The following is a 21967-nucleotide window of genomic DNA, read 5'->3' on the forward strand; positions in this document are numbered from 1 at the left end:
TTGACATGATACTGTAAGTATAATGGAGAAAATGCGCTCATATATAGTCAGATCAATTCAGCTAAAAAAATCAGATTTCCTTCTTATACGGAGCAGACAGGCAGAAGTTATAATTTTGAATTAATAATTTTGAATTTTGAATTGATTTGACATGGTACTATAAACATAATGGAGAAGGTGCGCTCAGATATACTCAAATAAATTAGGCCAAAAAAGCCTTATTTTCCTGGTAGGCAGTCTGATAACTGATAACTGATAACTGAAAAAGTCATGCAGTCTGGAAAAATCCTGAGAAACCACTACAAAATTATTGACTCTCTCGGAAGCGGAGGGTTTGGAGATACCTACTTAGCTGAAGATTTAGACTTACCAGGAAATCCTAAACGGGTAGTTAAGCATCTATCACCTAAAGAGCAATTAGAGCAACTATCTAAACAATCAGATCAAAGAATTCTTTTAGATGATGCTAAAAAACGTTTTGAGAAAGAAGCAAAGACTCTAGACAAGTTAGGGAAAGACTCAGACCAAATACCAGAATTATTTGACTATTTCCAAGAAGGAACAGAATTTTATCTAGTACAAGAATATATAGAAGGGCACGATATAAGTAAAGAACTGACACTAGGGAAAAAATTAAGCGAGTCTGACACCATTGCCCTACTCAAAGGAATATTAGAAGCATTAGCAGTAGCTCATCAAAACAATATTATTCATCGAGACATCAAACCACAAAATTTGATGCGCCGTAAGTCAGACAACAAAATAGTATTGATAGACTTTGGAGCAGTAAAAGAAATAAGTGTATTAACTACAGGTAAACAACGAGGAAAAACAACTTTAACTGTAGCAATAGGTACACCTGCGTATATGCCAACCGAGCAAATTAAAGGCAAACCAAAACCAAGTAGCGATATTTATGCAGTGGGAATAATAGGAATACAAGCACTCACAGGCAAACATCTCGATGATTTCCCCACAGATTCAAAAACCGGAAATGCGAGCTGGCGAAATGAAGTACAAGTAAGTAACTGTCTGGCAGATATATTAGATAAGATGGTACATGAATCTTTTCGACAGCGTTATCAAAATGCCACAAAAGTATTAGAAGCATTAAATTTAATGATTGCAAGAACTACACAAGATCCCAAACCTAATAAAATAAAAAGAGTGGTTGCTGATTTTGGGTATTATTTGTATTTTTGGGTAGTTGCTAAACTATTAAATAACAAATATTTTAAATTATTCAGTTTTCATTTTCATACCTTGATTCAGCAACGCCGAAAAACAGTAGCAGCAAAACCCCAATCCCAACTCCAAGCGAATCAAACTAGAAGACAAATATTGATATTGGGTGGTCTAGCAGGAAGTGGGTTTGTCGCAGCAATATGGAGTAGAGATTTGAAGGATAAACCATCTGCAGAAATAATTTCTACTCCCCAACCAATACCAGATACAACTCCAGAAATAATTTCTACTCCCGAACCAACTCCAGTAACTCCTCTTCCACAACAACCTAAAATTTCCATTCAGAAATTTACTACCGTCACAGTTAACAGCAGAGGAGAAAAAATAAGTAGCGATCCAGGTGAAGTAGAAGTAATGACAGAAAACCTAGGTAATAAAGTCTCCTTAGAAATGGTAAAAATTCCCGCAGGTAAATTTCTCATGGGGTCTCCAGAGACAGAAGCATGGAGACAGAATAATGAAAGTCCCCAACATTATGTAGATGTGCCAGAATTTTTCATGGGAAAGTATCCAGTCACTCAAGCACAGTGGAAAGCGGTTATGGGAAATAATCCTTCTTACTTTAAAGGTGCAAACCGTCCTGTAGAAAACGTAAGTTGGAACGACGCCACAGAATTTTGTCGGAAACTCTCACAAATAACAGGTAAAAAATATAGTTTACCGAGTGAGAGTCAGTGGGAATATGCTTGTCGAGCTAGAACTTCCACACCATTTTATTTTGGTGAAACTATAACGTCTGAGTTAGTTAACTTTAATGGCAGCTATATTTATCGCAATGCACCTAAAGGAAAATATCGTGAAGAAACAACAAATGTGGGAACTTTTCCTCCCAATGCTTTTGGTTTGTACGATATGCACGGGAATGTCTGGGAATGGTGCGCTGATGATTGGCATGATAATTATAATGGAGCGCCTACAGATGGAAGTGTTTGGTTAGAGGGAAATAAGAATCTTTCTCCGCTTCGGGGCGGTTCGTGGTTTCTCGATCCTGGTTTCTGCCGTTCTGCGTATCGCAACTATGACTTGAGGCGCGACATCCTCAAAAACCAATATGGTTTTCGTGTTGTGTGTGATAGCGGGATAACTCTGTAACCCTTTTCTCTTTTCTCTTTTTGCCCTTTTCCCTCTTTCCTACATCCATCCGTGTATCCGTGGCCAAATCTGTGTGAGCTATCCGTGCCATAATCCGCGTGAGCTATCCGTGCCATAATCCATCCGTGTATCCGTGCCATAATCCGTGTGAGCTATCCGTGCCATAATCCCTGTGAGCGGAGAAGTCAGGGCAAGACAAGGATTTTGCCACGGATACACGGATGATAGAATCTGCATTTTGTGTAGCTACCCAAAAAATCGGCGCCGAAAGGATTTTCCCCTTGCATCGGCAAAAAAATTATGATACAATTTAGTTAGTGGGGGTTGCTCGTCCCTACGCATGACTGTTTATTCAACAGAAAATATATTGTAGTGGATGGATACACCTAAAATGGTGCGTGACGACGGATTGCCGAATCCGTTTTATATCCTGAATTTAAGCCGTCTTTTCATGTTGCGCCAGCAAAAGGCACTCTACTGAACTGTTTCAGCTAAAACTGTGCATTAGGGAGTAGGGGAGAAAGATTGTTGTTGGGTTTCGTCCCTCAACCCAACCTACAAAGGTGGGAAATATAGGATAGGAGATGTGGTATTAATGATTGCAGGAATTGATAGAACAACGATGTCGTTCGACGAATTCATAGCTTGGTATCCAGAGAATTCTGAAAAACGATACGAATTGAGACGAGGAGTAGTTATCGAAATGCCGAAACCCAGAGGGAAGCATTCCAGATTAGCGGGCGATCTAGCCTACGATCTGGGGACTGCCCTACGACAAGGAAATCAACCCTATTTTATTCCCAAGGAATGTATCGTTAAAGTCGGCAATGACACAGGTTATGAACCAGACATTATCGTTTTAGATGAAATTGCCCTAGCAGATGAACCCAGATGGGAGCGAGAATCGATCGTTACTTCAAGTCAGTCGATAAAACTTGTGGTAGAAGTCGTTTCAACCAACTGGCGTGATGATTACCTGGTAAAACTGGCAGACTATGAAGCATTGGGTATCCAGGAATATTGGATCGTTGATTATTTGGGAATCGGTGGTAGGCGCTATATTGGTTCTCCCAAGCAGCCCACATTTACCGTTTGCACGTTGGTGGAGGGGGAATATGAACTACAGAAGTTTCGCGACAGTGACCAAATTATTTCTCCCACATTCCCAGCATTTCAACTAACGGTTAACCAAATTTTCGCTCCAGGTAAGTGATATCAAATCCGCTTGGCAACGGAAGTGTTATAAGAAACCGGGTCTATGGGAGGTAAATTTTAGTGTGGAGAAGCATTTAATATAGACCCAGTTTCTCTGCTTTTTTATTATCCATTATCCATTATCCATTAATGAAGCATCAATCAAATCGTGTTCTTGTGTTTTACCTGTTTTATATTCAGCGATCGCTTCTTCTAAATGTTTAGCATTAGCAGAAGATTTTAAGAGATAAACAGTTTCCATGAGACTGTCATAATAACTTTTCGACATGACTACAGCGTCTTCTGTATCTCTTCTAACAATTACAGTACAGTTTTGATCATTGGCCACTCTATCTAATACAGATTTCAAGTTTTTTCTGGCTTCGCTAAAGTCTACTATATTCATGGTGAGAACTATACAGATTTAAGATAGTAGGTTGGGTTAAGCGACAGCGCAACCCAACAAAAATGATAATGAAGATGTTAGTGAATAAAGAAGGATTGTTCTAATCTAATCTACAAGATGGCTACAACTTTTACAGCAATTTCGGAGGCGCGTGAGGTACAAAATTTCATTTAGTAATTTTGGTAACACAAGCATCCTGCTTGTTACAGGCTAGAAGCCTGTGTTACAATTTTGGTAACACAAGCATCCTGCTTGTTACAGGCTAGAAGCCTGTGTTACAAAGATAGAGATTAATCTTCAACTGTACCTCACCATCCTCATGCATTGCTGTAAATGTTGGGTTTCGTTCCTCAACCCAACCTACATAACCAACATAACCAACGCCTTTTATCCGAAATTGCTCAAAGTTTTCATAGCAAACTGTTTGATTTGCTCATCTAAATCATTTCCAGCTCGATCGCGCAATACCCCAAGCATCCCATCACTGACTGGATATTGTTCAATAATTGCCTCTAGAGCAGCTTTTCGCGGATTATTCTCCCAATCTTCCTGACGAATAAAAGGATCAGAACAGGCGCGATCGCAGAAAAACTCAAACATTCCCGGTTCCTGATACCAATCCAAAGCTAACTGCTGTATTGCTGAACGTCGGACAAAAGCATTATCATCAAACTCAGCTAATTTTTTCAGAATAACAACCGTTTCAGGATGACTTTTTTCTACCAAAGCTAGTAATTCCAAAGCAGTTTGTCGCACATAAAAACTATCATCATTGACAGCCACTTGTTTGATAATTTCTATAATCTCAGGGTAACTGTGCCAACAAATCCCCAACTCTACTACTGCTGTTTGTCGTACGCACATATCCCCATCATCAAGAACTAACCGTTTAAACAACGCCAACGTCTCAGAATCTCCCTTCCATCCCAGAGCTAATTGTTGCATTGCTGCTTGTCGTACTTCCAGTTCATCACTAGACTCAATCCTTTGTTTGATAATACAAAAAGTATCAGAGTCATCTTTCCACCCCAGAGCTAATTGCTGCATTGCCAACTGTTGCAAATCTGGACAATGAGCAGATACAGCCAGTTTTTTCAGAGCAGATATAGTATCAGGATCATCATGCCAATCTGTAGCTAACTGTACCACTGCTGATTGTTGTAGCTCGGAACACTTATCAGACAGAACCAATTGTTTAATAATATCCAAAGTGTCAGGATCATCCTTCCAATCTGTAGCTAACTGTTCCATTGTCGCTCGTTGTACATCAGAACATGGATCGTCAACAGCTTGTTGTTTCAGCAAAGCCAAAATATTCGGATCAGCTTGGCGATCGCTAGCTAATTTGCTAATAGCTGCTATCCGTACATCTGAAGATTTGTCCGCAGCAGCTATTTGCTGGAGAGTCGCTAGAGTATCAGGATGATCTTTGTAACTCTTTGCCAATAGTTCCATTGCTGCAATGCGTACCTCCGAAAAACGATCTGACACAACTACTTGCTTAATAGTAGCGATCGCTTCCGGGTCATTTTTCCAACCAGAAACCAACATCTCCATTGCTGCAACCTTGACATCGTGGCGTTCGTCAGATAAAGCAACTTTTTTGAGAATAGCAAAAGTATCAGGATCATCATGCCAAGTCGTAGCTAGTTGTTCAACTGCTAACTTTCTTGTATGCCAACAATTGTCAGAGACAACAACTTTTTTGAGAATATCTATAGTATCAGGATCATCTTTCCAACCTATAGACAATTCTCGTATTGCTGCCACTCGTACATCAGAGTTAGACAGAGCCAATTTTTTCAGGAGAGCTAAAACACTGGGTTCATCTTTCCACCCAACAGTTAATTGCGCCAGTGCTATTTCTCCCACTACCCAACATTCAGGAGATTCAGCTTGTTGTTTGAGAAAAGTTAAAACATCAGGATCGTGTTGCCAAAATGCACCCAACTGCACTACCGCTAATTCTCGCATCTGCCAAGATTCGTCATCCTGAACTACCTGTTTCAGAATAGCGACAGTATCTGAGTCATGTTGCCAATTTTCGATCAAATAACCCAGTGCTGATTTTCGCACTTCTAAAACTGGATCTGATATAGCTAACCGTTTCATAATAGCCACTGTATCAGAATCTGTTCTCCAATCTTGCCCTAAGTGTTCCACTGCTGCCAGTCGGACATGAAAACATTTGTCAAATACTGCGAGTTGTTTGAGAGTTGATAAAGTTTCCGAGTCATCTCGCCAATTTTGAGCTAGCTGACTCATAGCTGCTCGTCGTACTTCTGCAGCTTGAGCAGAAACAGCCAACTGTTTAATGATATTTATAGTATCAAGGTCATCTTTTCCTAGTTGAGCTAACTTGGATACTGCTTCCGAAGCCACATAGGGGTTGGAGTCAGACATTGCTATTTGTTTGAGCCACACCAGAGTCTGGGAGTCAAATTTTCCATCTTGATTCAATTTTTCTATTATTGCTAGACGCACTCCCCAATGTCGATCTGATTCTGCTCTTTTTTTCAGCCACCCAAGAGTCAGGGGGTCTTCTTGCCAACCTTCGGCTAAAAGTTCTACTGCTGTCTCCCGTAAGGTTTCATCAATATCAGATACTGCTCGTTGTTTGAGAAAAGCTAATGTATCAGGATCGTTTTTCCAGTTTTGTGCTAATTGTTTGAGAGCTACAGAGCGCACATTTAACGAGCGATATCGATCTGCTAAAATTAATTGTTTCAGGAAAGCGATCGTATTCGGGTCTTCATGCCAACCCGCAATCAAATAGTTGAGTATGGCTTCTTGCAACCACCAATACTCATTATTGGATACTACTAATTGTTTGAGGAAAGGTAGAATATTGGGGTCATTTGGCCAACCTTGGACAAAATATTCTGTTGCTGCTCTCCGGACATCTGGACATTTACCTGATATGGCTAATTGTTTGAGAATAGGTACAGTATCCGGGTGATTTTTCCATTCAATAACTAACTGTTCGAGTGCTGCTCGTTGTAAGTCTGAATCTTCCTCAAACACTGCTTGGTGTTTGAGGGATAATAAAGCATTTGGATCATTTTTGAGCATTATCATAATAGCCTCTAAGAAAGAATAGTTTTTCTAGTTTTAAAATATGAATTGGAAAAGCTAAATAGCACAGTTATACTAATTATTTATTATATATTAAATTAGAGTAATAGATTACAGCACTTTTTAAAATTAAGTGAATCTTTACTTTTTGAAATAATATTAAATCTGCCCCTTATTGGTATAATTAAATAATATTGTAGGAGTTTTGTCATTAAATCCTAACACTACTGGGGAGTTTTTCCCTCTTGAGCGAATCTCCAAACTCCAAAGCAAGTAGATTTGATATAATTATATGAAATACTTTAATCTTTGCTACTAAAGATTGATAGGAAAATTTATGGGATGGCAAAATTGGGAGATTCATAAGTAGCATAATTTTTTGTATTTCATATTACCTGAAAGATTGGGGGCGATGGCATCCATATCATTTCAGTTATTAGTTGTTAGTTGTCAAATTTAGTCTAAAATAGTTAATTAATGGATAATGGATAATTACATCTCTCTTTTAGGGAGAGGATTGACTAAAAGGAAAAAACTTATTTTTTTTCCTTAAAATGGGAGGTTTTCAACCTGAATTATTTAATTATTTAGTTTTCGGTAATTATTAATTATTAATTATTAATTATTAATTTTTAATTGTGAATCTAGCCCATTAAGTATCTATTGATTAGGCTAGAGCAATACTAAAAGTTAATTATAACTATTAGACAGCTCCGATAATCAAAAATAAAATTAATTATCGTAGATAAATAATCAATTATTTCCTCCCATTCCCTATTCCCTATTCCCTATTCCCTATTCCCTATTCCCTATTTTACAAATTAAATACAATTATGCGAGAACTATATCCAGCTATTCAACCATACAAAACAGACAATCTAAAAGTTTCCGATATTCACACTCTTTATTATGAAGAATGTGGCAACCCCCAAGGTAAACCAGTAGTCTTTTTACATGGTGGGCCAGGTGGTGGAATAACCCCTATTTATCGCCAATATTTTGACCCTAAAAAATGGCGAATTATTCTCTTTGATCAACGCGGTTGTGCCCGTAGTAAACCCCATGCTGAACTTAATCAAAATACTACTTGGGATTTAGTTAATGATATTGAAAAACTGCGAGTTCATCTAAGTATTAAAAATTGGGTTGTGTTTGGAGGAAGTTGGGGAAGTACCCTAGCATTAGCTTATAGTCAAACCCATCCTGAAAGTTGCACTGGTTTGATTTTACGAGGCATTTTTCTAGTACGCCCAAAAGAAATTTCTTGGTTTTATCAAGAGGGTGCAAGTAAAATTTTTCCCGATGCTTGGGAGGAATATTTAAAACCTATTCCAGTAGCAGAAAGACATGATTTAGTTAAAGCTTATTATCAAAGATTAACCAGTACAGATGAAAAAGTACGATTAGAAGCTGCTCGTGCGTGGTCAATTTGGGAGGGAAGTACAAGTAAATTAATTCAAAATCCTAATGTGAAGGAAAGTTTTGGTGAGAGTCATTTTGCTGTAGCTTTTGCCAGAATAGAATGTCATTATTTCATTAACAAATGCTTCTTTGAAGAAGAAGAACAGTTATTAAAAAATGTCGATAAAATCAGGCATATTCCCGGAGTAATTGTTCAGGGAAGATATGATGTTATTTGTCCGATGGTGTCAGCTTGGGAATTACATCAAGCATGGCCAGAAGCAGAATTTATTGTAGTGCCAGATGCCGGACATTCGGTGACTGAACCGGGAATTAAAGATGCTTTAATTAGAGCAACTGATAAATTTTAAAGCATTCAGCAGACAGCTATTACCTATCAGCATTTGTAGTCAACCACAGAAAATGGGTTTATTGAATACCTAACCATCTAACATTTACCTCCCATAAACCCGGTTTCTTATAACACTTCCATTGCACAGAAACCGGGTTTGTATGAAATGCCGATCGCTGACTAATATCTGTCTCTGATCAACCCGGTTTCTTATAGCACTCCGAAGCAAGCAGATTTTATATTATACAAATTACCATGCATTACAGCGGTTTTCATATGAATAAACCACAATGATACTGACTCTTCACTCCTAACTCTTGACTCCTAACTCCTAACTCTTGACTCCTGACTCCTAACTCCTAACTCCTGACTCCTGACTCCTGACTCCTGACTCCTAACAATGAATTTAGTGGTCTACTCAACTGAAAAGCGCTGTAATGCTATACTTAAGCTATACTTCAATAGTCAAATAGTTGCCAAAATTCAAAGTCTGGGGCATGACAATTATTAGTCGGTTAGTATAGATTATTCCTACTTTTAACCTCTCCCCACACCTCCCACACTTCCCACACTTCCCCACCCTGATCGGATATAGCATTCATGCATGAGAAATGATATTAGACATCCCAATCATTACCAACTCTTTCCATCAGGCGGTTCAAGATTACATCTCCTTTTGGGTTGACAACAGTTAAGCGGATGATTGATGGATCTTTGGGGCGGTGAGCAATAATATATTTGTGACTTCCATTTCTAAAGCTATAAGTATATGGAGATGGTCTGGCAAGATAACAATAGCGTCTATTTTAAATGGATGTTTTTCCATAACATATCGAAAAGCTTTTCTTAGTAAATCTACATTTTCAGGTTTGCACAAAATTTTCTGGCGGTTGTATGTGACTACTGTGAAAAAATAAGTTGCTCCTGGTGTTTTTGCCCGACGATATTCCATAATATTTTGTAGTTTTGTAGGTTGGGTTGAGGAACGTTAGCGGAGCTTATCCGTTAGCGGAGCTTATCCGTAGGATAAGGATAAACCCAACATTATCTTGGTTTTTGTTGGGTGTCACTTCATTATACTTAATCTATTTATTGCCTGATTATCTTGGTTTTGCTTGGGTTCGCTCTCGCTTAACCCAACCTACTTGTTACATGATCTGGGTTGGTATTGGGTTCGCTCTCGCTTAACCCAACCTACTTGTTACATGATCTGGGTTGGTATTGGGTTCGCTCTCGCTTAACCCAACCTACTTGTTACATGATCTGGGTTGGTATTGGGTTCGCTCTCGCTTAACCCAACCTACTCACACCTTCAATTTCCTCATCCGCTAATTCATACAACTCCCGCAATTTCTGCAACTTCTCCTCATCTGTTTGCCAAAAACCACGTCCGTTCGCTTCCAACATCCGCCCAATAATATTCCGAAACGCTTCTGGGTTTGCTTCCCGCAATTTCTGCGCCATCTCTGCATCCAAAGCATAAGTTTCGGCAGCACCGTCATAAACCCAATTATCTACAAAATTAGCGGTACCGCCCCAACCTATCAACGCGGTCATACGTTGAGAAATCTCGTAAGCTCCCCCACTACCTTGATTTGCCATTGCTTCTGCCCACTTTGGATTCAATAATTTGGTGCGATATTCCATCCGCAACAAGTCTTCTAATTTTCGGGGGGTTGTATCTTTAGAGAAACTTTCGACAAAACTCGCACTTACTTTTTTACCCGTTTGTTTTTCTGCTGCCAATTTCAACCCACCAGTATTAGCATAATATTCCTGAATATCTGTCAAACCATACTCCACCGAGTCAATTTCTTGGACGATGCGATCGCAACCTTTCAACAATTCCTGCAAAATTTCTGGGCGTGCCTCTCCTTTATCTTTGCGTCCGTAACTAAAGACGTTTCGCCCTTGCCAAGTATCGCCTAACTCATCCGCTGACTCCCAGTTACTATCCACAACCCGATCATTCACCAAGGAACCAAAATCACCAGCAGGATTAGAAAATAACCGCGCTGAAATATTTTCTACTCCCTGCGCTTGCAATGCTAAAGCGTGTTTGCGGATAAAATTTTGTTCTACGGGTTCGTCTGCTGTTGCTGCTCGTTGGAATAGATCGTCTAATAATTCAATAATATTGACAAAACTATCCCTGAAAATTCCTGATAAATTTCCTAAAATATCGATGCGGGGATGACCGACTTCAGCTAAAGTCTTTAATTCATAACGAACGATTCTACCTGTACCTTCTTTTACTGGTTCGGCACCTACTAATTCTAATAAAATTCCGATTGATTCACCCCGAGTTTTAATAGCATCTAATCCCCATAACATTACTGCCACAGTTTCAGGATAATTATGATTTTCTTCGAGATGTTGAGCAATAATTTTCCGAGCAATTTCTCGCCCTCTTTCATAAGCAGCAGGAGAAGGCATTCGATAGGGATCTAAAGCATGAATATTTCTACCAGTCGGCAAAACTCCCGGACCATCTCGTAATAAATCTCCTCCTGGAGCAGCCGGAATATATTCTCCATTTAATCCCCGCAAAAGATTAGTCAATTCGTCAGTATTTTGCATCAACAAATCCCGAATATTTGCAGCATCTTTATTAACCGAATCATCCGTATATCCGTGCCCAAAATCCGTGTCTTGCTTATCGGTTAATCCCCGCAAAAGATTAGTCAATTTATCAGTATTTTGCATCAACAAATCCCGAAGATTTGCAGCATCCTTCTTAACACCATCATCCGTATATCCGTGCCCAAAATTCGTGTCTAGCTTATCAGAATTTCGCATTAACAAATCCCGCATATTTTTAGCATCCTTCTTAACATCATTATCCGTATATCCGTGCCCAAAATTCGTGTCTAGCTTATCAGCATTTCGCATCAACAAATCCCGCATATTTTTAGCATCCTTCTTAACACCATCATCCGTATATCCGTGCCCAAAATCCGTGTCTAGCTCTCCAAAATAAGCCTCCAAATAAGATTTTAATTCTTCCTGATTCGGCACTTCTCCCAAAGTATGCAAACCAGAAGAAAATAATCTTTGTTCTACAACCTGCAAATATTCGTAAATTTCCACAAAATAGGGATTAACCACATCTGCACTAAACATCCGTGCATTTTCCGCAGTAAATTCAATCCCTAATTTTTTCCCATACTCAAACGGACAATCTGAATTTAAACCAGTATCAAAAATCTTCTTAAAAATCGATTCTCGCAACCCCGAATTTTTCTGGGGGTCTTCCCGATATTCAGAAATTAACTCTCGCAAACTAACCAATTCTTTATACAAACCTGCCCGACTATAAGGCGGAATATTATGAGAAATTAAAACTCCATAACCACGGCGTTTTGCCAACATAGATTCGGAAGGATTATTAGCAGCATATATATATAGATGTGGCATATTTCCTAACAGAATATCTGACCAAGAATAGCCAGTATTTCCCAAGGGCGAACCGGGTAACCATTCCACAGTTCCGTGCATTCCAAAATGAACAATTGCATCTGCTTGAAATTCATTTTGGAGCCATTTATAAAAAGCTGCATATTGGGGATGGGGGGTTAAATCTCTTTCAAACATTAAGCGCATTGGGTCGCCAGAAATTCCGAGGGGTGGTTGTACACCGAGCCAAATATTTCCTAATTGAATTCCGCCAATATGAAAATTTTCACCATCGGTTTTTATGCCAGTGCGGGTCAGATTTCCCCATTGTTTTTCCATGCGACTTGTTGATAGATATCCTAACCATTTTTCTAGGGTTTTAATATTAACTTGGTTGTTATCCCCCCTCGTTCCCCACTTGAAAATATCTTGGTTGTTATCCCCCCTCGTTCCCCCCTTTGAAAGGGGGGAGGTAGGAGTAGTGTTTTGCTTTTTGGAAAGGGGGGAGGAAGAGGAAGCATAAATTTCGTCTGCTTCTTTAATTTGACGAATAAGTTGTTCCCCATCTTCAGGAATTTCCCCAACGTTGTAACCCTCCTCTTTCAAAGCGTGGAGGAATTTGAGGAGCGATCGCGGCACATTTAATAATGCTGCTGTTCCTGTGGCGCCATAACCGGGAGGAAAACCATAAAGAATAACGGCAATTTTTCTTTCTGCGGGGGGTGTCTGACGCAGTTTTATCCAATTTTTGACTCTACCTGTGAGGCGTTTGACTCGTTCGGGAATCAAATAAATATCTTCTCCGACTAAACCACCGAGGGGAACAGGATCGATCGCTCCATCTAATTCTGGCAGTGCATATAAAACGACACTTTGCAAACCGCCTACACCTTGGCGCGTCCAAGAATAGATATCCTGAATGAGTAAAGGTGCTGCTACAAAATAGGGTACATTTTTGGCAGTGAGAATGCGTTGGGAAACTTCCACTTGTCGTCCTGCTTCCATGGAACCCGCTGGTCCCCCCACCAAGGGAAACCCAATAGTTGAAACGACTGCATCGACTTCCACTGCTTCGGGAGACAGGGAAAGTATTGGTTTAACAGAATCATTTTTTTGAATTTCACAGGACTTACGCACGGACACTAAATCCACTGAGGGCGAATGCCATTCCCCCCTACATATGCCGTTTTCAAGGTTAATTTGCGTAAGTCCTGTTTCAACAGAATCTAACTTTTGACTTTTATCTAACTTTTGACTTTTGACTTTTGAATTTTGAATTTCCGAAGCGCTGGTCATCCAATCTCTGACAGCAACATGACCTTCGACTCCGTTGATAAATACGGGTAGAGGTGTTAAACCTGCCTCTTCAAATTTGCGGATAAGTTGCGGAATGTAAGGTTGTTTAGTAATGACGTGCTTGCGGTAAAGCAAAATGCCAACAACGGGAGTCGGGCAAGTTTGCTTTTGTTGGCGATACCATTCCAGATATTTTTTGGGAGACTCAAAATAACCCTGGTAGTCTGGATGCAGTAAACCCATATTGGGAGTTTCCACTGGTGGAGGTATTTCACCAACTTTTAAATCTAAATATTTTTCTGCCAACACCCAACACATAGCAGCGACGTTTTCTGTACCCCCCGCATTCCAATAACCGTAAATTATCAACCAGTTCCGGAGGTCTTGCACTTTTTTGACTGGTACAAATTTGAGTAATTTCGGACCTGTTTTCAGGAAACTGATATAACCTGCCAGTTTATCTTCCTCTCTCCCACTGGAAAATTTGCTGAGAATAAACTTGACTGGTTTTGGCATTCCCTTCGGTTGATCGCCGATCACAAATTTTCCCAACTTTGTTAGTGCCATCAATTCCAATGCTGACTCAAAAACCAGACGAATAGGAATATTTTGTACTCTTTCGCGCAACCACAAAACTTGATCGTAGTCAAAAAGGAGACTGCCGAAAAACACATCAGCATTTTCGAGAGCAGTAGCGACAGTTTCTGGTTGTTGGGAAAGAGCGCGATCGCTAAATACTTGGATATCTAAATCTGGACATCGAGAAGTTGCCAATTGAGCTGCTTGGCGATATAATCCGGTGTTAAATGATTCAAAACCTGCGATTAAGACAATGCGTTTCATGGCCTAATTTTTATAAAAGTTACTATACTATTAGGATAACGAAAAAAGACTAATTATTGTCACCATGCTCTAGAATTGCTATATTATTTCTATAAGTGATGTTTTTTTCGGCATTTAGCAGTATTGTAAACATACATAAAAAATAATGATTACTATTAATTTAAAACCGGAAATTGAAGTTCAGATTCGAGAAAAAGCTAAGTCACAAGACTTATCAATTGAAAAATATATTGAAAGTTTAATAGAAAAAGAAGTTACTGATGTGGGAGATTATCGGCAATCTAAAGTGTCTATTGACGAGTGGGAAAAAAAATTATTCAAATTCATTAATTCTCCTCTTAATTATTGTCTTTCTGTTCTACCAGATGAAGCAATTAGTAGAGAAAATATTTATACAAGAGAAGATGAAATATTATGACTTATCTATTAGATACAAATATTCTGTTACGCTTGAGACAAACAAATCACCCTCAGCATTCAAGTGTACTTAAGGCTCTTCTATTATTAAAGAAAAAACAAGAAAATTTGTGTATTTTTCCACAAAATTTGATCGAGTTTTGGGTAGTAGCTACACGGCCTGTTGAAGTGAATGGTTTAGGTTTAGATTTTCAACAAGCTCTAGAAGAAATTCAGCTACTCAAAACTATTTTTATTCTATATGAAGATAATCCAGGTATTTTTCAACAATGGGAAATGCTGATTATAAAATACAAAGTAATAGGAAAAAAGGCACATGACACTAGATTAGTTTCTAGTATGATTGTTCATCAAATTAATTATGTATTGACACTTAATATAAGAGATTGAATGTATCAGAAAATATAAAAAGGAGATAGGGAACAGGGAACACTTAACTGGGAACAGGGAATAGGGAATAGGGAATAAGGAGGAAGAAATCAACATAAATATTTATCGCTTAAAAAGTCTCGGAACATAACTACTGAATACTTCTTTATCTACCAATTTTTAATCTCTTGAATTATTACCGCTTTTAGATTCACATCACAAGTGATGCTCTCTTAATACTTATTTTACAAACAGTCTCTAAATGATTTTAAGAATTACTCAGAAATAATTGCTATCGATCCACTAACAATTGTAGAAAATGAATAAAATTAAGATTTATACCTTTTCATAAATTACCGACACTGTCTTGATAATTTCCTGGTGACAAATCACATTTGCACGATTTTCAATCATTAATATTACAATCAGACTATTAACTGTAATTACTCAAAAAATATGTCTACTATTTATAGATCAAAAGCCAGTAATTTTTTAATTCTATTTTAGTCATAGAATGATTAACGATTAAATTATTTTCTCAATTCTTCTAAACTGAGAGTATCTTTTCGGTCTTGCCAAATTCCTTTAAAGTTATAATAACTAAAATAGTTATAATAACTAAAACAGCAGAACTATCATCTATAAGTCCTTTCTTACTAAATTATTCAACTCCAGATATAATGATAAATCCGAAAAATCCTTTTACTGTCGGTAAAACAGTCCCCCCAGAACGTTTTGTGGGGCGCAAATATGAGATTAATAGCACTTTTGATCAAATAGCTAGTCGTGGTCATGTGGCAATTTGGGGAAGTCCAGGTATGGGCAAATCATCTTTGTTAGAGGTTTTAAAGTCTCCTGAAATTTGGCAGAAACGTCGGTTCGATCCATCTGTAGTTGTTATTGTTTATTTCAGTTGTTTCAGTATCCAACCTTTCCTACCTTCTAAATTTTGGCAAGAAATTCTCAAGTTGCTAGCTGAAAAGTTTCAAAAAGATGCTTCTTTATATTCAGAAATTAATACATTATCAGCAAAACCAGAAGTAAATAAAGATGATTTGCGCCAAGCATTAAAACTGATAGGAAAACAAAATAAACACTTAGTTTTGCTGGTGGATGATTATCATATTGCTATCCGTGAAAACTCTCAATATAAATCAGAAAATGTAGAAATTTTTTTAAGTGAATGTCGTAATTTAGCCAATGATTCAGCGGAGAAGAATCTGTCAATGATTGTTACTTCATTGCGGCGTTTGAATGAAATAGGCCCTGATCTAACACCAGACAAATCTCCTTGGTTTAATCATTATTTATTTTTACCACTGAAGCCATTTACAGAGGAAGATGTAACAAATATTTTCAGTGGAGTGCGAATAAAACCTAAGTTAAAAGATAGGATTCGACAAATAGCTGGTAGTAATCCTACTTTATTACAAAATGCTGGATTTATTTTTTACAACAAATTACAAGCTGAGGAAGCCCGTGATGTTGAGACATTTACTAAAGATTTTTTAGCAGCAACAAAACATTTTTTTCAGAAAATATGGCAGCTTTCAACTGAAGAAGAACAAGCTATTTTAATGCTTATTGCTTTATCTCGTTTAAAAGGTCGTTTGCCACAAACAAATCAGCGTTATGACTTGGGAAATATTGATATAATTTTGAGCCAAAAAGAACAAAAATTAAATGATTTAGAGGAACGTGGCATAATTATCTCTAATAAAACTGAGGATAAAATAACTTACTCTTTTGCTTCCTCTTTAATGGAATGGTGGGTAATTCAAGAGATTAAAAATAGTAATGATGAAGAACTTGAAAAGCGTAAGAAAATATTTCTCAATCTGATGAGTAAGAAGCAATTAGAGAGGGTTAAAAAAGTGGTTCTATTTTTGTGGGAACACAAAGATGATGTGGCATCTGGAGTAGAATTGTTTATGAGCTAGTACAAGACCTCTCCCCCCTGCCCCTCCCCCTCCTCCCCCCTCCTCCCCATCCTCCCCACCCTCCCACAAGGGTTTCAAGAGTTCCTTATAAGGGATAGCTTTGAAAGGGGGGCTGGGGGGATAGGAAGGGGGCTGGGGGGTTAGGTTTTTTACTGACATTTTCAAGCTAGACACCCTACTATAACTTATTACAAAACATTAGGATGTGTCGGTTTAATAGGCTGATTTAAAATTAATTAATATGATACTTTCAACTAATCGGAAAAATCCCTATATCATTGGTCATCCAATTTATGAAAAGGAATCATTTTTTGGTAGAGATAGCCTGTTTAACTTTATTGATGCTAACTTGAACAATGGTGCAAAAGTTATCTTATTACAGGGTCAACGCAGAATAGGTAAGTCATCTTTTTTATATCAAATCCCTAATTTTGTGGGAGGAGATAATTTTGTTTTTGTTTACTTCGATCTTCAATACCAAGCCAGCTTAACTCTTGCAGAAGTATTGGAGAAATTAGCTATAGAAATCATTAGAAATATTCAGCCAAAACCAGATAATATAAAGCCACCTTTAAAGACAGATTTAGAAGCAAATACTGAGATTTTTTCTGAGATTTTTTTACCTCAAGTATTTGAAAATTTAGGTGGCAAAAATTTAGTATTGTTATTAGATGAATTTGATGTCTTGAGCAATTATAATCCGGCATCAGCAATAGAACATTTTTTCCCCTACTTACAGTCTATTATTTTAAATCGTCAGCAACTTTTCCATGAGCAACTTTTCATTATTGCAGTTGTAGGAAGGCGACTGGATGATCTGAAAAACTTACTCAATTTATTTGCGGGAGCGCCCAATCAAGAAATTGGTTTGTTGGATAGAGACAGTGCTATCCAGTTGATTACTCAATCTCGTCATCCCCAGTTAATTACAAAACCTGTTGAGGGAGTGCTGGAATATCAACCCGATGCGATCGCAGCCATATTAGAACTTTCCGCAGGCCATCCCTATTTTACACAAGCAATCTGTTTTCAAATTTTCCAGCAAGCACAAGCAGAAGCAAAATGGCAGGTGAGCAGCGCAGATGTGAATAAAATGATTGTTGATAGAGCAATTGAAAGTGCTGAAGGTGGGTTGACATGGTTTCGGGATGGACTGCCAATTCCTGAACGAGTAATATTCTCAGCAGTAGCAGAAGCTCAAAGGATAGCAATGAAATATGCTGAACTTGTGCAGGAACCCTTGACGCTGTTGAAAGAATATGGAGTTGTTCCTACAGAATCTCTGTTTCCAGCAGCAGATCGATTAGTTAAATGGGGTTTTTTAGATGCGGTAGAGAGTTCAGACTTATCTTTGGAGAAGGTTCCTAGATATAGAGTAAAAATTGAGTTAGTTCGTCGTTGGTTATTGAAACGATATTCTCTGAGAGGAGAAATACAGGAACTGGAGAACCTGATTTCAAAGGCTAATCGCATTTATAAATTAGCAACAGACTTGCACGAAGAGTCAGTGACGCTGACGAGTCTCATTCCTCTTTACAAGGAGGTTTTGGAAATCAACCCCAACCATTTCCAGGCTTTGTTTGATTTGGCAGAGGGATATCTTGAGGCCGAAGACTTTAGCAAAGCAGTCGAATGTTACCAACGAGGATATGAAGTTAATCCAATCCAGACTGAGGATGGATTAGTGGAATCGCTTTTAGGTTACGGGCAAAAGTTGATGGAGCAAAGAAAGTGGGAAATAGCTAAGGAACAGTTTGAAAAAGTATTAAATCTCGATCCTGACAACATATTAGCACAGGAGAAATTGATAGAAATTAAGAGATTGACAGAAGTTAAGAGATTTGTAGGAAGTACAAGAAATAGGCGAAATCCTTATATTATTGGTCGCTCTATTGATGAACCAGAATTGTTTTTTGGGCGAGAAAGTCTGTTTCGTTTTATTGAAGATAACTTGAGTAATAATCAACAAGTTATTCTGCTTCATGGTCAAAGACGTACAGGTAAATCCTCTGTATTACAGCAAATTCCTAAAAAGGTAAATTTAGATAATAAATTTGTTTTTATCCTGTCAGATTTTCAAGATCAAGGCCAATGGTCTCTCCATCAAATTATCTACAAACTTACTCAAGAAATCTGTGAGCAGTTAGGAATAGATGCAAATACAATTGGTTTAGCTTCAATTCAAAATCTAGAAAAAGATCCAAATGTATTCAGAGCATTATTACATCCGATATTCCATAAATTGGGTAGTAGAAATTTAGTATTATTACTGGATGGGTTTGATGTATTAAACAGCAACAATAATGATTCATGGTTTGAAGATTTCTTTAGATACTTACAGCAGATTTTGTATGAGGAAAGTCAACTTTTTATTATTCCTGTTGTGGGAAGGCGACTCAGTGATATGCCAAAACTTCTGGAATTATTTAAGAACGCCCCTCATCTGAGAATAGGACTACTAGATGAATTCAGTATCCAAAGGTTGATTACAAGACCTACTAGAGGATCTCTGCGATACACTAACAAAGCAATAGAGAAAATTCTCAAGCTTTCAGCAGGACATCCCTATTTTACACAAGCTATATGTTACGCTCTGTTTGCACAAGCACGGGAACAGGAAAAAGATCAGATTCTGGAAACTGATGTAGGCAAAGTTCTAGACGATGCTATTGAGTTGAGTGAAGCAGGGTTAATTTGGTTTCGGGAGGGATTATTGATTTCAGAAAGAGTCGTATTTTCAGCAGCAGCAGAAGCTCAAGAGATAGCTATGCAGAAAAATCAGTCACTCCCAGAAAACCCTTTAAAGCTGCTAAAAAGCATTGGAGTTGATACAGATAAACTACACCACGCACAACAAACTTTGATTGAAAATGAGTTTTTAGATGCAGATGGTAATAGAGTTACAGTTGAGTTTGTGCGTCATTGGTTTGTCAAATATTACCCACTAAAGTCAGAGATATGGGAACTGGAAAAACTTGATAATGAAGCTAATTATTACTACGAAAGAGCCAATAAATGGGAGAACCAAGGGAATATAAATGATGAGTTATATCACTATGCTAAAGCTTTAGAACTTAATCCTAACCATTTTAGTGCTTTATTCCGCTTGGCTGAAGCATATCTAAAAAGTAAAAAATATCAGGAAGCATTAGAACTATATGAGCGAGCTTACAAAATTAATCCACAACGTGCGAAAAAAGATTACATAGAATCATTGTTTGGTTATGGCAATTATTATTTTCAAAATAGTCGTTTACTTCATAGAGATTTAAGTTCAGTTAAAAAGCTCTATGAAAAAGTATTAGAAATTGATCCTGAGAATACAGACGCTTTAGATAGACTTAAATACTTTAGAGATAAGGAAAAGCCTAGAAAGGTTCCAACTCCTTTGCTCATTTCAGCAGCTTTGGCAGTTCCTTTACTGGTTGGAATAGCAACATTTTTGAGACCAATAGTACCAGATATTCTACCAGGAAAAACATTTAGTAGTGGTGAAAACACACTATTTTCTGAGACTAACGACGAAAGTTATAGTAGGATTATTTCAACTTGTAATCAAGAATTCCAAGAGAAGAATTATGACGAAGCAGCCAATTGTTTTGAAGAGCTTGCACAGAAGTATCGCAACCAACCAGAACCGTTGATTTACTATAACAATTCTCTGGCTCTTAGCTATGGTAATCCTCTAACAATAGCTGTAGCTGTACCAGCAGATAAGAATCAGATAAGAGCTAAATCAGTTTTGCGAGGTGTTGCTCAGGCACAAAATGAATATAACGAAACTGAGTTACAAAATAATTCGTCACAAAACACAAATATTAGATTACTCGAAATTGTCATTGCCAATGATAGCAACAGTGATGAAATATCTCCCAAATTAGCTCAAGAAATAGTGAAAAACAAGGATATCTTAGGTGTAATAGGGCATAATGATAGCAGTGTTAGTAAAGCCGCATTAGAAGTATATGAACAAAAAGGTTTAGCTATGATTACTTCCAGTAGCACAAGTACGGAATTGAAAGGAGACGTTTTCTTTAGAACGAACATTAACAACTTGGTATTAAGTCAAAAGCTAGCTGACTATGTTCAAGATATAGGTATAGAAAAAGTTATGGTTTTCTATAACGAACAGAATTCATTTAGTCGAAATATAAAGGAGTTCTTTGATTACTATTTTACCTCTTTAAACCCTGAGAATCAGGTTGAATTTGAAGATTCAAAAGGACAGTATTTTGACGCAAAAGAAGCAGTTATAAAGGCTGTAGATAGCAAGTTTCAAGCAGCTATGCTATTCCCAGATATAGCAACAATTGACCAAGCAATCTCAATTGCCAAAGCTAATTACCAATTGCCAGAAAAGCAAAGATTAAAATTGTTTGATACTACTACGCTATATGATTGCGCTACCCTAAACCAAGGTAAGCAAGCAGTTAAAGGTTTGATTTTGGCGGTGCCGTGGCATAAAGAATTAGACAATGTACAAGCATTTTTAGATCGAGCAAAAGCTCAGTGGGGAGGAGCGGTTGACTGGCGTACTGCTACCAGTTATGATGCAACTCAGGCTTTTATTGGTGCTTTATCTAATTCTGGCGATAATCCTACTAGAGCTAAAGTTTTGGAAGAACTTAAACAAGTCAATATCCTACCTGAAGAAACCTCTTCTGGGCAAAATCTTAGATTTAATCCAGACGGTGAAATTACTCGTGAAGCAATTCTTGTTGAAGTTGTTGAATCTCCAAATCAATTTTGCTCTAATTTAGATTTTCGTCTGGTAAAGGAATAGTGACTCTCACTTTGAAGATCAAAAATTCTTCATATAGAATCCGGTTATATAGTATATGTTCATTATTAAATCGGACAATCGGACCATCTCCCCCAACAATACACTCTTGTATTCAACCGGATTTGATATTACTCCTTACTCCTTACTCCTTACTCCTT

12 protein-coding genes are annotated in these 21967 nt (G+C 37.8%); 7 read left to right on the top strand and 5 right to left on the bottom strand.

Translation table 11 applies throughout. From position 1 onward, the window contains the following. The first annotated feature begins 270 nt into the window (after positions 1-270). Positions 271-2337: a bifunctional serine/threonine-protein kinase/formylglycine-generating enzyme family protein gene (locus F6K40_RS18525; RefSeq protein WP_293138415.1), complete on the top strand. Its 2067-nt coding sequence runs from the start codon at positions 271-273 to the stop codon at positions 2335-2337. A 78-nt stretch (positions 2338-2415) separates the two neighbouring features. Here F6K40_RS18525 and F6K40_RS18530 read toward each other — a convergent pair whose 3' ends face one another. Next, positions 2416-2574: a hypothetical protein gene (locus F6K40_RS18530; RefSeq protein WP_293138416.1), complete on the bottom strand. Its 159-nt coding sequence runs from the start codon at positions 2572-2574 to the stop codon at positions 2416-2418. Between the two features lie 358 nt (positions 2575-2932). Between F6K40_RS18530 and F6K40_RS18535 the strand changes: the two genes are divergently transcribed. Beyond that, positions 2933-3550, top strand: a complete 618-nt coding sequence (locus F6K40_RS18535) for a Uma2 family endonuclease (protein WP_293138439.1) — start codon at positions 2933-2935, stop codon at positions 3548-3550. A gap of 114 nt (positions 3551-3664) precedes the next feature. On the opposite strand, the gene F6K40_RS18540 is transcribed toward F6K40_RS18535, so the two are convergent. Together F6K40_RS18540 and F6K40_RS18545 are read right to left on the bottom strand one after the other, a co-directional pair. Then, positions 3665-3937, bottom strand: a complete 273-nt coding sequence (locus F6K40_RS18540) for a type II toxin-antitoxin system Phd/YefM family antitoxin (RefSeq protein ID WP_293138417.1) — start codon at positions 3935-3937, stop codon at positions 3665-3667. 387 nt (positions 3938-4324) lie between these two features. Continuing rightward, on the bottom strand, positions 4325-7009 hold the full coding sequence (locus F6K40_RS18545) for a HEAT repeat domain-containing protein (RefSeq protein WP_293138419.1): 2685 nt from the start codon (positions 7007-7009) through the stop codon (positions 4325-4327). A gap of 836 nt (positions 7010-7845) precedes the next feature. On the opposite strand from F6K40_RS18545, the gene pip reads away from it, so the two are divergent. Then, complete coding sequence (gene pip, locus F6K40_RS18550; RefSeq protein WP_293138421.1) at positions 7846-8784, top strand: prolyl aminopeptidase; 939 nt, start codon at positions 7846-7848, stop codon at positions 8782-8784. A gap of 672 nt (positions 8785-9456) precedes the next feature. On the opposite strand, the gene F6K40_RS18555 is transcribed toward pip, so the two are convergent. After that, positions 9457-9717: an REP-associated tyrosine transposase gene (locus F6K40_RS18555; protein WP_293138423.1), complete on the bottom strand. Its 261-nt coding sequence runs from the start codon at positions 9715-9717 to the stop codon at positions 9457-9459. Between the two features lie 338 nt (positions 9718-10055). Continuing rightward, the gene (bchH, locus tag F6K40_RS18560) at positions 10056-14300 is read right to left on the bottom strand and encodes a magnesium chelatase subunit H (protein ID WP_293138425.1); all 4245 of its coding nucleotides are present in this window, start codon (positions 14298-14300) and stop codon (positions 10056-10058) included. Positions 14301-14445: 145 nt separating this feature from the next. On the opposite strand from bchH, the gene F6K40_RS18565 reads away from it, so the two are divergent. The 4 genes from F6K40_RS18565 to F6K40_RS18580 all read left to right on the top strand — a co-directional run bounded on the left by F6K40_RS18565 (position 14446) and on the right by F6K40_RS18580 (position 21809). Beyond that, a complete protein-coding gene (locus F6K40_RS18565) occupies positions 14446-14718 on the top strand; it encodes a hypothetical protein (RefSeq protein ID WP_293138427.1) in 273 nt (90 codons plus the stop codon). After that, the gene (locus F6K40_RS18570; RefSeq protein ID WP_293138429.1) at positions 14715-15107 is read left to right on the top strand and encodes a type II toxin-antitoxin system VapC family toxin; all 393 of its coding nucleotides are present in this window, start codon (positions 14715-14717) and stop codon (positions 15105-15107) included. Before F6K40_RS18565 ends, F6K40_RS18570 begins: the two co-directional genes overlap by 4 nt. A 659-nt stretch (positions 15108-15766) precedes the next feature. Next, positions 15767-17026: an AAA family ATPase gene (locus tag F6K40_RS18575; protein ID WP_293138431.1), complete on the top strand. Its 1260-nt coding sequence runs from the start codon at positions 15767-15769 to the stop codon at positions 17024-17026. A 241-nt stretch (positions 17027-17267) separates the two neighbouring features. Next, positions 17268-21809 carry an ABC transporter substrate-binding protein gene (locus F6K40_RS18580; protein WP_293138433.1) on the top strand — a complete coding sequence of 1514 codons (4542 nt, stop codon included), beginning with the start codon at positions 17268-17270 and terminating at the stop codon, positions 21807-21809. The last annotated feature ends 158 nt before the right edge of the window (positions 21810-21967 follow it).

The organism is Okeania sp. SIO3I5, from assembly GCF_010672085.1.
Lineage (GTDB): Bacteria > Cyanobacteriota > Cyanobacteriia > Cyanobacteriales > Microcoleaceae > Trichodesmium.

Excerpts from the sequence above, each read along its gene's own strand:
- F6K40_RS18525 (WP_293138415.1), top strand. The coding sequence starts at position 271 with ATGCAGTCTGGAAAAATCCTGAGAAACCACTACAAAATTATTGACTCT.
- F6K40_RS18530 (WP_293138416.1), bottom strand. The coding sequence starts at position 2,574 with ATGCAGATTCTATCATCCGTGTATCCGTGGCAAAATCCTTGTCTTGCC.
- F6K40_RS18535 (WP_293138439.1), top strand. The coding sequence starts at position 2,933 with ATGATTGCAGGAATTGATAGAACAACGATGTCGTTCGACGAATTCATA.
- F6K40_RS18540 (WP_293138417.1), bottom strand. The coding sequence starts at position 3,937 with ATGAATATAGTAGACTTTAGCGAAGCCAGAAAAAACTTGAAATCTGTA.
- F6K40_RS18545 (WP_293138419.1), bottom strand. The coding sequence starts at position 7,009 with ATGCTCAAAAATGATCCAAATGCTTTATTATCCCTCAAACACCAAGCA.
- pip (WP_293138421.1), top strand. The coding sequence starts at position 7,846 with ATGCGAGAACTATATCCAGCTATTCAACCATACAAAACAGACAATCTA.
- F6K40_RS18555 (WP_293138423.1), bottom strand. The coding sequence starts at position 9,717 with ATGGAATATCGTCGGGCAAAAACACCAGGAGCAACTTATTTTTTCACA.
- bchH (WP_293138425.1), bottom strand. The coding sequence starts at position 14,300 with ATGAAACGCATTGTCTTAATCGCAGGTTTTGAATCATTTAACACCGGA.
- F6K40_RS18565 (WP_293138427.1), top strand. The coding sequence starts at position 14,446 with ATGATTACTATTAATTTAAAACCGGAAATTGAAGTTCAGATTCGAGAA.
- F6K40_RS18570 (WP_293138429.1), top strand. The coding sequence starts at position 14,715 with ATGACTTATCTATTAGATACAAATATTCTGTTACGCTTGAGACAAACA.
- F6K40_RS18575 (WP_293138431.1), top strand. The coding sequence starts at position 15,767 with ATGATAAATCCGAAAAATCCTTTTACTGTCGGTAAAACAGTCCCCCCA.
- F6K40_RS18580 (WP_293138433.1), top strand. The coding sequence starts at position 17,268 with ATGATACTTTCAACTAATCGGAAAAATCCCTATATCATTGGTCATCCA.